General features: G+C 68.7%; 14 protein-coding genes and 1 pseudogene. 9 read left to right on the top strand and 6 right to left on the bottom strand.

The genetic code is table 11. From position 1 onward, the window contains the following. Together G3I65_RS25705 and G3I65_RS25700 are read left to right on the top strand one after the other, a co-directional pair. The coding region (locus tag G3I65_RS25705; RefSeq protein WP_160698385.1) for an ABC transporter permease at nucleotides 1–802 on the top strand (802 nt) is incomplete at its 5' end. Between the two features lie 9 nt (nucleotides 803–811). Continuing rightward, nucleotides 812–1771 (top strand): glycine betaine ABC transporter substrate-binding protein, encoded by a 960-nt coding sequence (locus G3I65_RS25700; RefSeq protein ID WP_160698384.1) that lies wholly within the window; start codon nucleotides 812–814, stop codon nucleotides 1769–1771. Here the strand turns inward: G3I65_RS25700 and G3I65_RS25695 are convergent. Together G3I65_RS25695 and G3I65_RS25690 are read right to left on the bottom strand one after the other, a co-directional pair. After that, nucleotides 1768–2736: an IS481 family transposase gene (locus G3I65_RS25695; RefSeq protein WP_160698383.1), complete on the bottom strand. Its 969-nt coding sequence runs from the start codon at nucleotides 2734–2736 to the stop codon at nucleotides 1768–1770. The two genes, G3I65_RS25700 and G3I65_RS25695, sit on opposite strands and share 4 nt — an antisense overlap. A gap of 84 nt (nucleotides 2737–2820) precedes the next feature. After that, complete coding sequence (locus tag G3I65_RS25690) at nucleotides 2821–3102, bottom strand: hypothetical protein (RefSeq protein WP_160698382.1); 282 nt, start codon at nucleotides 3100–3102, stop codon at nucleotides 2821–2823. A 231-nt stretch (nucleotides 3103–3333) separates the two neighbouring features. On the opposite strand from G3I65_RS25690, the gene G3I65_RS25685 reads away from it, so the two are divergent. Together G3I65_RS25685 and G3I65_RS25680 are read left to right on the top strand one after the other, a co-directional pair. Further along, complete coding sequence (locus G3I65_RS25685; RefSeq protein ID WP_239071441.1) at nucleotides 3334–4038, top strand: hypothetical protein; 705 nt, start codon at nucleotides 3334–3336, stop codon at nucleotides 4036–4038. 55 nt (nucleotides 4039–4093) lie between these two features. Then, the gene (locus G3I65_RS25680) at nucleotides 4094–4705 is read left to right on the top strand and encodes a GNAT family N-acetyltransferase (RefSeq protein ID WP_160698381.1); all 612 of its coding nucleotides are present in this window, start codon (nucleotides 4094–4096) and stop codon (nucleotides 4703–4705) included. A 3-nt stretch (nucleotides 4706–4708) separates the two neighbouring features. Here the strand turns inward: G3I65_RS25680 and G3I65_RS25675 are convergent, their stop codons facing one another. Both G3I65_RS25675 and G3I65_RS25670 read right to left on the bottom strand, forming a co-directional pair. Next, the gene (locus tag G3I65_RS25675) at nucleotides 4709–5596 is read right to left on the bottom strand and encodes a phosphotransferase family protein (protein ID WP_160698380.1); all 888 of its coding nucleotides are present in this window, start codon (nucleotides 5594–5596) and stop codon (nucleotides 4709–4711) included. A 13-nt stretch (nucleotides 5597–5609) separates the two neighbouring features. Beyond that, entirely contained in the window at nucleotides 5610–6071 is a 462-nt protein-coding gene (locus G3I65_RS25670) for a hypothetical protein (RefSeq protein WP_160698379.1), read from the bottom strand. Nucleotides 6072–6403: 332 nt separating this feature from the next. Here G3I65_RS25670 and G3I65_RS25665 point away from each other — a divergent pair, with 332 nt between their 5' ends. Together G3I65_RS25665 and G3I65_RS25660 are read left to right on the top strand one after the other, a co-directional pair. Then, a complete protein-coding gene (locus tag G3I65_RS25665; RefSeq protein WP_309235694.1) occupies nucleotides 6404–7654 on the top strand; it encodes a hypothetical protein in 1251 nt (416 codons plus the stop codon). A gap of 14 nt (nucleotides 7655–7668) precedes the next feature. Then, nucleotides 7669–8145, top strand: coding sequence for a hypothetical protein (locus G3I65_RS25660; RefSeq protein ID WP_160698378.1), 477 nt, complete (start codon nucleotides 7669–7671; stop codon nucleotides 8143–8145). Between the two features lie 6 nt (nucleotides 8146–8151). On the opposite strand, the gene G3I65_RS25655 is transcribed toward G3I65_RS25660, so the two are convergent. Continuing rightward, nucleotides 8152–8412 (bottom strand): hypothetical protein, encoded by a 261-nt coding sequence (locus G3I65_RS25655; protein WP_160698386.1) that lies wholly within the window; start codon nucleotides 8410–8412, stop codon nucleotides 8152–8154. After that, nucleotides 8412–9182, bottom strand: a complete 771-nt coding sequence (locus G3I65_RS25650) for a Scr1 family TA system antitoxin-like transcriptional regulator (protein WP_160698377.1) — start codon at nucleotides 9180–9182, stop codon at nucleotides 8412–8414. Before G3I65_RS25650 ends, G3I65_RS25655 begins: the two co-directional genes overlap by 1 nt. 412 nt (nucleotides 9183–9594) lie before the next feature. Here G3I65_RS25650 and G3I65_RS25645 point away from each other — a divergent pair, with 412 nt between their 5' ends. The 3 genes and pseudogenes from G3I65_RS25645 to G3I65_RS57525 all read left to right on the top strand — a co-directional run. Further along, nucleotides 9595–10617 carry a helix-turn-helix transcriptional regulator gene (locus tag G3I65_RS25645; protein ID WP_160698376.1) on the top strand — a complete coding sequence of 341 codons (1023 nt, stop codon included), beginning with the start codon at nucleotides 9595–9597 and terminating at the stop codon, nucleotides 10615–10617. Nucleotides 10618–10656: 39 nt separating this feature from the next. Then, nucleotides 10657–11211: a YdcF family protein gene (locus G3I65_RS25640; RefSeq protein WP_163046753.1), complete on the top strand. Its 555-nt coding sequence runs from the start codon at nucleotides 10657–10659 to the stop codon at nucleotides 11209–11211. A 44-nt stretch (nucleotides 11212–11255) separates the two neighbouring features. Continuing rightward, a pseudogene (locus tag G3I65_RS57525) lies at nucleotides 11256–11892 on the top strand (transposase); the annotation flags it as partial.

Genomic DNA, 11892 nt, shown 5'->3' with positions numbered 1-11892 from the left:
GCTCGAGCCCGCCGCCGAGCCACCCCCGGCCGCGCCGGCGCCCGAGACGACCACGCCGGCGGCGAAACGGCCACGGCGGCGCCGGCTCGGGTTGCTGGTGCGCCCGGTGCTGCTCGCCCTCGCGTTGCTGGCGTTGTTCCTGATCGTGCGCGCGCAGCCCATCGACTCGATCGAGCAGCGCTACCTCAACGCGACCGAGATCTTCGCCGAACTCGGCGCGCACCTGCGGCTGACGCTGATCTCCACGGTCTGCACCATCGCGATCGCGCTCCCGCTGGGCATCCTGCTCACCCGCGCCGGGTCGCGGTGGGCCCGGCCGATCGGGCTCGGGCTGGGCAACCTCGGCCAGGCCATCCCGTCGATCGGGCTCGTCGTGCTGCTCGCGCTGTGGATCGGCACGGGCACCACGACGGCGGTGACGGCGCTGGTCGTCTACGCCACGTTGCCGGTGCTGCGCAACACGATCGTCGGGCTCGACGGCGTCGACCCGACGCTCGTGGACGCCGCGCGCGGCATGGGCATGACGAAGACGGCGATCCTGTGGCGGATCGAACTCCCGCTGGCGGTCCCGGTGATCCTCGCCGGGATCCGGACGGCGCTGGTGCTCACCGTCGCGAGCGCGACGCTGGCGACGTTCATCGACGGCGGCGGCCTCGGCGGCGGGCTGGTCGCCGGGATCGGGCTGTACCGCCCGCTGCTGAGCCTGACCTTCGGCATCGTCGTCGCCGCGCTGGCGCTCTTCGCCGACTGGCTGGGCCTGCTCGCCGAGGAAGTCCTGCACCCGCGCGGAACCCAACCCTAGGAGGACACCATGCGACGCACGATCGCCGCCGTTTCCGCACTCGTCGTGGTGCTCGCCGCCGGCTGCACGATCGGCAAGGACCAGTCCGGCGCCCAAGTGGGCGAAGGGTCCATCAAGAAGATCGACGCGCTGAGCGGCGCGCAGATCCGGGTCAGCTCCAAGGAGTTCGACGAACAGCTGCTGCTGGGCCAGATCGCCGTCGTCGCGCTGCAGGCGGCCGGCGCGAGCCCGCAGGACAAGACCAACATCACCGGCTCGAGCAACGTCCGCCAAGCGCTCACCAGCGGCGCGGTCGACCTCTACTGGGAGTACACCGGCACCGCCTGGATCAGCTACCTGAAGCAGACCAAGCCGATCGCCGACCCGCAGGCGCAGTACGACGCGGTCAAGCAGGCCGACGCCGCCAACAAAGTCACCTGGTGGGCCCGCTCGCCCGCCAACGACACCTACGCGCTGGCCGGCAACCCGGCGGCGATCGCGCGCACCGGCGTCAAGACGCTCTCGGACTACGCGGCGCTGGTCAAGCGCGACCCGGCGGCGGCGTCGACGTGCATCGGCCCGGAGTTCAAGAGCCGCGACGACGGTTTCCCGGGCCTGGAGAAGACGTACGGGTTCGACCTGCCCGCCCCGCAGGAGCACCTGCTCAACGACGCGGTCATCTACCCGACGGTCGGCAAGGGCGACACCTGCGGCTTCGGCGAGGTGGCCACGACGGACGGCCGCGTGGCGGGGCAGAAGCTCGTCGTGCTCGACGACGACAAGCACTTCTTCCCGACGTACAACCCGGCCATCTCGATCGCGTCGGCGGTGGCGCAGAAGTACCCGCAGCTGGAGCAGGTCTTCACCCCGATCGCGGCGAAGCTGGACACGCCGACGTTGACCGAGCTGAACAAGAAGGTGAGCGTCGACGGCCAGAAGCCGGCGGACGTCGCCCGCGACTGGCTGAAGTCGGCGGGCTTCATCAGCTAGGTGTTGTGCCCTGTGAGGTTGTTGACTCGGGTGATGGGTGGGCGGCCGCCGAGTGCGGTGTGGGCTCGGTGATGGTTGTAGTGGTGCAGGAACTCCGGCAGCGCGGTGGCTCGGTGTTGTGAGCTGGTGAAAGGTTGGGCGTAGGCCCATTCTTCGGCGAGGGTGCGGTTGAAGCGTTCGGCTTTGCCGTTGGTCTGCGGTCGGTAGCGGCGGGTGAAACGGGCTTGGGCGCCGATCTCGGTCAGGGCATCGCGCCAGGCGTGGGACCGGCGGTAGGCCAGGGCGTTGTCGGTCATGACGCGTTCGATCCGGTCGATGCCCAGCTCGGCCAGGGCGGTGGCGGCGCGGCGGAGGAAGCCGGCGCAGGTGGCGGCGGTTTCGTCGGGGTGGATTTCGGCGTAGGCGATGCGGGTGTGGTCGTCGATGGCGCAGTGGACGTATTCGTAGCCCACGCGGGTGCCGTAGCGGGCTCGGCGGCGTTCGAGGCTGTCGCGGCCGTGTGCGCGCCAGCCGCCGCCGTCGCGGAGCCGGCCGAGTTTCTTCACGTCGACGTGGAGCAGTTCGCCGGGTCGGTCGCGTTCGTAGCGGCGGATCGGCTGGCCGGTGGGGCGGTCCAGCCAGGCCAGTTTCGGCATGTGGTGGCGGGTCAGGACCCGGTGCACGGTCGAGGCATGCAGGTGCAGGATCCCGGCGATGCGGGCCGGGCCCAGCCGGCGGGTCCGGCGCAGATCGATGATCTGCTGCTCGGTGTGGTCCGGGACGCGCCGTGGTGAGTGGTGTGGCCGGCAGGAGCGGTCGAGCAGGCCTTTATTGCCGTGCTGGCGGTAGCGGCGGACCCATTTGTGTCCGGTCGCGCGGGAGATGCCCAGCTCGGTGGCGACGTGGGCGACGGGGCGGCCGGCGGTGACCCGGTCGATGAGCAACCTGCGGCCGTGCGGGGTCAACCGGGCGTTACGGTGGGGCACGAAGACCTCCGTTGTGATCGGTGGTGGCGTCAGACACCAGCACCACACACGGAGGTCTTCGTCGTGATCAACCCGACGCGCCGCTCAACCGTCAACAACGTCCATGGTCACTACATCTAAGGCGTCTTCGATGGCGTAGAAAGCTGGAGGATTGTCGTAGTTGAACTGCTCGATCGGTGACACACCGCTGATTCTGAACCGGATTCTCAGGTTGTGGGTTCGATTGACCTGGTCGATCAACCGTCGCTCGTCCAAGAGCAACTTCCGAAGTAATGCCGCCGACATCAGTATCGTGTACTCGTCCGCCGACTGCGACCGCTCGTCGAGGTCCCGAAGCGTTTGGATGAAGAGTCGCTTTGCGTCCACGTTGTTCACCTCGGAATCTCTCGTGAGCACTACGAAGTGCCCGTGGCTCGGAAGCATAGCTTTGCTGCCACGCGTTGCTGGCGCGGTCACGGCAGGGGGACTTGGCCGGCCCGACTTGACAGTGCTCCCCCCGTCTTGCACTATCCGAACAAGTGTTCGATGGTCTGGGTTCGCTCGCGACTTCCCCGCGTGGGCGTCTCCGGCGCGTGTTCGTGGTGCTGGAGGTGCGAGATGGCGATACCGGAGGCGGTCGCAGGGCTCGCGGCGATACCCGGTGTTCGTACAGCCGCGAAGCTCGGCGAGCCGAACCCGGATACGTCGGCATCCACAGGCTCCCTGCCGCTGGCGCCAGCACTCGCCAAACTGGTGCCAGGCGGGTTGCGGCGCGGCAGCGCGATCTCGGTCGCGGGTTCGACCGCGCTGGTATTCGCGTTGCTCGCAGAGGCGACTGGAGAAGGATCGTGGGCGGCGATCGCCGGCATGCCCGGGGCTGGTCTCGCGGCGGCGGCCGAGCTGGGTGTCGCCCTCGACCGGCTCGCTCTCATTCCCCACCCCGGAGCTGAGGTCGCCGCCGTGTTATCCGCGTTGATCGATGGGTTCGACCTGGTCGTGCTCGGGCCCACCGTCGCGCGTGGAATGCAGCCGCAGCTGGCTCGTCGACTGGCCGGACGGGTTCGCAATCGAGGCGCTGTCCTGTTTGCCGCCGGCCCGTTGTCCAACGCCGACCTCGAGCTGCGTGTGTCGAACCGTCGGTGGCGCGGTCTCACCGACGACGGCTTCGGTCACCTGAGGTTCCGCGAGGTCGTCGCGACCAGTTGTGGGCGCGGCGCTGCGGCCCGGCCGCGCGCCGTCGCGCTGCAGCTCCCAGGCCCCGGCGGTGCTATCGCCGTCGTCGAGGCGTCTGCCGGTCGTGGGCTGACCGAGGTCGCTGGATGATCCGCAGGTCGCAGTCGCCGCGCTCGAACCGGCGGGGACCGTTACGAGGTGACCGATGATCGACCGCCAAGTCGGTGGAGCCGTTCGATCAGGCGCGCGTGGCGAGTTCGGTGGGCTGATTCCGGTTCGGCCGGCGACCAGCAAGCTCATCGTCTGCCTCCGTGGTCACCGGCTTGACCTGGACCTTTACGACAAGCTCAAGCCCTACAGTCATCGCTACCGGCTGCACGGCACGCTCTGCGAGGTCTGTCGCGCACAGGAAGGCTGCGATCCCGGGGCCCGGCGCCTGGCCGAATGGGCGCACCTCGACGTCACGGTTCAACACGAGCCCAACGCGGACCCGGGCGACGGGCTCGTCCTCGTCGCCCATCCACCGGCCGCGGGAACGCTGGTTGGTCGGATCGAACTCCGTCTCGACCGCACCGAGGTTGGCGTGGTGACTGCCAGCCCGTGTGCGAGCTGCCGGACGGCAACCCTGGACTACGTCCACGTGGCCGCCGAGTACCGGCGTCTCGGTTTCGGACGCACGCTGGTGGCAGCCGCCGTGGCCCGTGCCCCGTCCTACCGGTGGACCGCGCCACTGCCGGATGGCCCGGTGGCGCAGTCGTTCCGCGCCCGGATCGCCATGCGGCGAAACGGCCCGCCCTGTAGCCACAGCGGCAGATGAACCTCAGAGGCCTAGGCGGAAGCGAGCCCAAGATCGGGCGGCTGCGGTGAGGGCCGCGCGGTGGGCCAGCGGCTGGTGACGTTCGAGGTAATCCCAGATGCCCCAGATCGCGACCGCGAATGCCGTCTTGGTTTCGGCGGGGGTTCGCTGCCAGAGCGGCAGCTGTTCCGCCCAGGTCTCCGCAGCCGCGGGAGCGTGGCCGGCCTCGATGAGACGGGTGACGAGGAAGGCCGGATCGACTGCCGGATTGGCGTTTCGCGACCAGGCCCAGTCGACGATCTGGACCTTCCCGTCGTTGCTCAGCAGGTTCAAGGAGTGCAGGTCGGTATGGGTAAGCGTGCTGCCTGCGACTTGCGCGATCGCGGTGGTCTCCCAGTTCGTCAGCTCGTCGAGGTGGTCGCGGGCCCACGGATCGAGGTCGCCGGGAGTGTCCTTGGCGAGACGTCGCCAGGCCGCCAGCCTGGCCCACTGGTCCGCCAGGGACGGCGCGTCGACGGGCACCGTGCTCAGGCCCGCTGCCATCGCCGTGACGACGTCCCGCACCGGGGCCAGGTCGGCGGAACCCGGGGAGAGGTCGACGTGGCGGCCGGGCGAGTGCTCGAAGCCGAGGAGAAGCCAGCCGTCGGCCTCGGCGCGCCACAGCAGCCGAGGAGCGACCTCGGGCGGGAGAAGCGGGTTGACCGCGGCTTCGTGGCGGTGCATGCGGCCGCGCTTGCCGTCCGCGTCGGCGATGCCCTTGCAGAAGATGGTGCCCGTCTCGGTGTGCAGGGTGGCGGAGAAGTCGGAGTTGCGGCCCGCGTCGGGAAGTACGGCGTCGTGTACACGGCCGGTTTCGCGCTCGATCGCGGTTCGCACCGCGGCAGGCAAGGCTTCCCATGTGCTGCGCGGCATTCTGTCCGTCCTCCTAGGCCGCGACCGGCGGCGGGTCTTCGTGGCAGCCATTGTGACAGCCCGTGCAGCTGCCGAGCGCGGTACGCGGCCACAGCGCGTCGTCGAGGCGGAAGCCGAGCCGCCGCATGGCCGTGGTCGTCCGGGCGAGGACGGCTGCGGGTGATTCCCCGGTGTTCTCGCCGTCGGTGGGCACGTGGTGGAGGAACCTGCCGGCGACGCGATCGCAGAAGGCGGCGTACTCGTGGGTGTCGAGGATGAAGGTGTGCCAGCCGATGTCGACCAGCTCGCTCGGGGCGAGCGGGGCGCCGACGTTGGAGCCGCAGGCGGCGAGGAACGCCAGGGCCTGGTCCAGAATGCGTTCGGCGAGGTCGCGTTCGAAACGTTCGGCCGTGACGATGCGGCTGGTCAGGCGTTGGAAGAGGTCTGCGGAGACGAGGGATCGGCCGGTTCGGTGCGTGCTGATGGTGATCGACATCGAGTTCTCCTCGGGTTCGGAGTGCTGGACGAACCCAGCTTCGGCGGCTGTGCTGCCGGGAGGGAGGCCAAGCTCGGGGGCGTCGCGGGGAGGCACGGGGCAGATCGGGGCAGATCAGTTGACGCGGTGACTCAACGCGCAGGCGTGGCTACACTCGGCGTGACCGGGGAGGGTACGTGCCAGAGCCGAATCGCCTTTTGCGGGCAGCGCGGGAACGGCTGCCCTCGCCGAGTGTGCCTGGTGAACATGCATGCCGAGCCGATGTCGCCGCCGGGGTGACGCGCTGGTTGTGGGAGACGACCCGTACCCGGTATCCCTTCGACGCGCACTACGTGGCGAAGCTCGAGCGTGGTGTTGTCCGGTGGCCGAGCGTGGCCTATCGAGCCGCTCTCCGGCACGTCTTGGGCGCCTCGGACGACGCCGGGCTTGGCTTCGCCAAGCCCGCGAGTTCCGCCGGCCCTGCCGTACCGTCGTCGTTCAGCGCGTGGCAGGCCGACGCCGTCGTCGACAGGGCGGTCACCGCGACCGAACAGGACCTCATGCCGACCTCTCGCCGGAGTCTGCTCGCGACTGCTGCTGTTCTGGCCGGTTCGGCGCTGGCCGCCGAGCTGACTCCGTTCCTCTGGCCGGCCGCTGCCGCTGCGCCGCGGCGGACGTCGACCGCGTTTACCGTGGCCGAGCTGACCTCGACAGAAGAATTCGTCCAGTTCGTTCGTCGCTGGCGTTCGGCCAGCGGGACCGTCGCACGCTCGACCGCGGTGGCACAGCTCGACTCCCACCTTCGCCGCCTGAAGGAGGCTCCGTCCGGTACCGCGGAGACGCGTCGCGCCTTCCGCGTCGGCGCCGAGCTCGCCGACATCGTCGCGACGATGGCCTGGGACGAAGCTGCGCATGGCGCGGCGCAGCGCTACTTCAAGCTGGCGGCTCAGCTGGCCCACGTCGCCGGCGATGACGCCCTCGCCGCGGTCGCCCTCGCCTCGCTGGCCAGGCAGTGCTTCGACCTCGACCGGCCGGCCGACGGTCTGGAGGTCGTGCAACTGGCGCAGTACGCCACCCGCCGGACAGCCAGCCCGCGGCTGCGAGCTGTCCTGGCCACCCGCGAGGCATGGGCGCACGCCCAGCTCGGTGCCGCGCCCGCGTTCCGCCGGTCCGTCCGGCTCGCCGAGGACTACTTCAGCGAGGGGCTTCGCGACGGCGACGCGGCAACGCCCTCGGTCCGGAGCTTGGACGAAGCCGAGCTGATGGGCGTCATCGGCGCCCGCTACCGCGACCTGGCTCGGCACGATGCCCGGCACGCTGCCCAAGCCCAGGACTACATCGGCCGCGCGATCGCCCTGCGCGATCCCGATCGTGTCCGCAACCGCGTCTTCGACCTCATCGGGCTTGCTCGCGCCCACCTGATCACCCGTGAGCCGGAACGCGCCGCCGAGCTGATCGGCGTAGCCCTGCCTGATGCTGCGCCGTGGACGTCCGGCCGGGTCGGGGTCAAGCTTCGGGACTTCCATCGGGAAGCAGGGGCGTTCGCTACGGTTCCTGCCGTACGCGACGTCCGCGAGGTCGTCGCAGCGAAGCTCGCCGTCTAGGAAAAGGACACTCCGTGGTGCGCATCGGAATCACCGGTCACTCGAACCTGACCGACGCCACCGCCGAGCTCGTGGCCGGCGAGCTCCGCGAGCTCCTGACGGCACAGCGCGACGATCTCGTGGGGGTCACCTGCTTGGCCCGGGGCGCCGACCAGGTCTTCGCCCGAGTCGTTCTGGAGCTTGGTGGGACGCTCGAAGTTGTGCTGCCGGCGGCGGACTACCGCGAGCGCAAGGTCAAGCCGGAGAACGCGGCCGAGTTCGACAGTCTCATCGAGAACGCGAGCGTCCATACGATGCCGTTCGCCGAGTCGAACCGCGACGCCTACATGGCCGCCAGTGAACACGTTCTGTCCATCGTGGACAAGATGGTCGCGGTGTGGGACGGCGGGGAGTCAGGTGGCCACGGTGGCACCGCGGATGTCGTTGACGCCGCGAGGGATCGGGGGCTGGACGTTACGGTCGTCTGGCCGGAGCACGCAGCCCGGATCTGAAAGCCTTCAGCGGTAACCGATCCGATCGCGTCGTGAGGGTATTCCCTTCCTTCGGCGGAAAACGTCGTCACACGACTCGCATTGCTGATGGACGTGTTCGTCTCGACGTTCACGCGATGGTTTGAACTCCGCCAGGCCGGATTCGCCGCAGAGCATGGTGACGGCTTGGCCTGGCTTCGGCACCGCGATGAGATCCGTTCGGTGCCACTTGCCGTTGAGGACCGGCTGGATCGTCAACGGGTCGATGTAGATGACGGCGGCGGCCATCACGACGCCCGAGCTTGCAGGGAATCGAGCCAGGCTTCGATCGTCGCTGACTGGGTGAAGGCGCGCCCCAGCAGCGCCTTCGCGGTGTCGTGGTACTTGTTCAACACGGACCTGTCCGTACCGTACGTCGTGCAGTGGCTGTGCTTGAGCGCGACGGCGATCGGCTCGGTGCCGTCCTCGAAGAGGGTGAAGGGTGCCGCGGCACCGAGCCCGGAGCGGATGACTCGAATTGTGATGTCTTTGCGGCGTCCTGTTTCGCGGAGCTGCCTGATTTGCTCCGCGCCGTCGGGTTCCTCACAGACCATTCGCAAGGCCTCGTCACCGATGAGGAAGACGTACCGGCGTCCACCTCGCTCCATCGTCTGCCGACGACACTGGCGGTGAAGCAGCTCCTCGTCGTGGCGTCCGGCCTGCTCCTGAGCCGCGGCGGGCTGCGGGGGTGGCAGTAGGAGGTCCGGGAGGCAGAATGGCGCCCACTCTATGATCTGGCTCGAAAGCTGCTCGTATGTCCACAAAAGATCGATCAGCGGCGACGCGGACTGGTCGACGAAGTTCGGGACGTCAACCTGCTTGGCGATACTCATGATCTGGTCGAACTCGGTACGGCTGACTCGGAGGCAACCGAGGATGTGGGCGACCAGCGTGGGCTCGGGGGTGTTTGTCCCCAGTTCCACGTTCGACAGCTTCTGGGCGCTGATTCCCGCCATACGAGCCAACTCGCGGAGCCCGATCTTCCGGCGTTTGCGCGCGTCGCGCAGTCCGACGCTCACGGCGAGTACGACAGGTTTGTGCGTTGAGTTCATCATGCGGTCCTTAGCTTTTACGTTGGCCAGCTGAAGAAGTTTCGGGAAGGTGACGAAGCCCGTGGAGTACGCGGCTGAGCAGCACGTACAGAGCCAGGTCCTCCTCGGCCGGCCATGCGGGAGCACGGGCGGGCTCGCCTTCTGATTTCTGGTTCGGGGTCATGGGTTTCAGTTGTCGCCGATTTTGGGTGGCACCCCCGGCGGCAGAGGGGCAGGCGAGGTTGTCGACCAGCCACCGGGGTGCCGAAATCGACCTTCGTGGGTCGTCCAGCTGAAACACCAGGGCGTACATCCGGGGCGAATCTGTAGGAGATCTTGCGTCCAGCCTTCTGACCTGCGGTAATCTGATGACCTCACGCGGTGATCGAGGGAGTGAATCATGGGTACGCGGCGCCACGGGCTCATCCGCGCTCGTAAGGCAGCTGGCTACACCCAGGAGACGCTGGCCATCGAACTGGGCCTCGACACAACTACCGTCGGACAGTGGGAACGCGGAAAGTCGGAGCCGCTTCCTTACAAGCGGCCGAAACTCGCGAGGGCGCTCGGCGTCACGTCGCGCGGCCTCGAAGAGCTTCTGGCCGAAGGCGCCACGGTGGTGTCGCGTCCGAGCGCTGACTACGAAACGTGGGCCGACGACCTGGACCGAGTCGCCGTCTGCCTCGGCCGCCAGGAGTTCGACCTGGCGAAGCTCCTGCTGGATCGCTGGACCGGCCGACTGGTCCCCAGCGGCGATGACCGCGGGCTCTACCTCTACGGCCGGTCGCTACGGCTTCTCGGTGATCTGCGTCAGGACCAAGGCGTCCTCACCGGACCGATGTCCGCCCGGCAGAGCTACGGACGCGCCATGGCGGTCTTCCGCGAGCTCGGTGCCGACCGGCGGGTCGCGCAGCTCGAACTCCAGCTGGCTGTTCTCGACGAGATGGGCGGCAACCACGAGCCTGCTGCCGAGCAGTACCGGCAGCTGGCCTCGGACACCCGCCTCGACGCCCGCGACCGCACCCGCGCCCAGCTCTGGGTCGGGACCGCGCTCAGCAAGGCAGGCCGGAATGCGGACGCCATCACCTTCATCAAGCCCGCCATCCGGCAGTTCGAGGCTCTCGAAGAGCCGCAGGACTGGTCGGTCGCATTCCAGAAGCTGGCCCTGGCGCACCGTGGTGATGGCGACCTACGCCAAGCTGGCGCTGCCTTCCAGGTTGCGCTCGACCACCGGCCCGGCGACGCACCCATGCAGCGCGTTCGCCTCGATACCGCGCACGGCCACCTCCTGCTGTCCGACCCCGCCACGGCCGACAACGGGCTCAAGCTCCTGGAGGGCGCCGCCGCGACCTCGACGCAGTACGGGATGATGCATCAGCTACAGGCCATCTCGGGCATTCGCCGTGCGTACGAACGCCAGGCGTAAGCCCGCGCACGCGACCCGAGGGAGTACGAACGCGCCGTGATGCGGCAACTTACCGATGTGGAGTGGCACGACGCCGAGCTCGTGTGGGACTTCCACCAGGTCCACCACGAGATTTCTGCGTGCGACGTCGCCATCGCGCTGGGATGCAACGACATCGGCGTCGCCGAGTACGCGGCCGAGCTGTACCACCGCGGCATGTTCCAGACCGTCGTCTTCACCGGTGCGACCAGCCGGGACACCGCCGCCATCTTCCCGCGCGGCGAAGCCGTCCACTTCCGCGAGCGCGCCCTGGAGCTGGGCGTGCCGGACACCGCCATCCTGGTCGAGCCTGAGGCCGCGAACACCGGCGCCAACATCACACTCTCCCGCGACCTGCTCATTGGGGCCGGGCTGGCACCGGACTCCGTGCTCCTCATCTCGATGCCGTACATGGAACGGCGGGCGTTCGCGACCTGCCGGCGCCTGTGGCCTGAAGTCGCGGTGACGTGCACGTCGGCGCCGCTGACGCTGGAGGAGTACGTCAAGACGATCGGCGACGCCGCCGAGGTCGTCGACATGATGATCGGCGATCGGGTCTGCCCAGGGTCTGGTTGACACCTCACCTGTGAGGCTTCGGCCTCGCCTGGAAGGATGTCATCGTGCCCAAGCCCTACCCCCGCGAGTTCCGTGACGACGTCGTCGCCGTCGCTCGCCGCGGCGAGACCCCGTTGAAGCAGGTCGCCAAAGACTTCGGGATCTCCGAATCGTGCCTGGCCAACTGGCTGCGCGCGGCCGACGTCGAGGACGGCACCCGGCCCGGAGTGACCCGGGAGGAGTCCGCCGAGCTACGCGAGCTGCGTAAACGCAACCGGCTGCTGGAGCAGGAGAACGAGGTCCTGCGCAAGGCCGCGGCCTACCTGGCGCAGGGCAATCTGCCGGGAAAATAGCCTTCCCGCTCGTCCGTGAACTGGCCGCGGCCGGCGCCCCCGTGCGGGTGCCGGCCGCGGTGACGTGCAGGGTGCTGGGGATCTCCCGGCAGGCCTACTACCAGTGGTGCGCTGCCCCGGTCTGTCAGCGGGACTTCGACGACGCGCATCTGATCAACGCCGCGCTCGAGATCCATGCCGACGATCCGGCCGATGGGTACCGGTTCATCGCTGACGAACTCGCCCGCCGCGGGTTCACTGCCTCGGAGAACCGGGTGTGGCGGATCTGCTCGATGCAGAAGATCTTCTCGCTGCACGCCAGGAAGAAAGGCCGTTCCCGCCAGGCGGGGCCGCCGGTGCACGACGACCT

The sequence above is a fragment of the Amycolatopsis sp. SID8362 genome, assembly GCF_010550475.1.
GTDB lineage: Bacteria > Actinomycetota > Actinomycetes > Mycobacteriales > Pseudonocardiaceae > Amycolatopsis > Amycolatopsis eburnea.
Note: the sequence above shows the minus strand (reverse complement) of the source record. Positions and strands in the feature narration are given on the sequence as shown.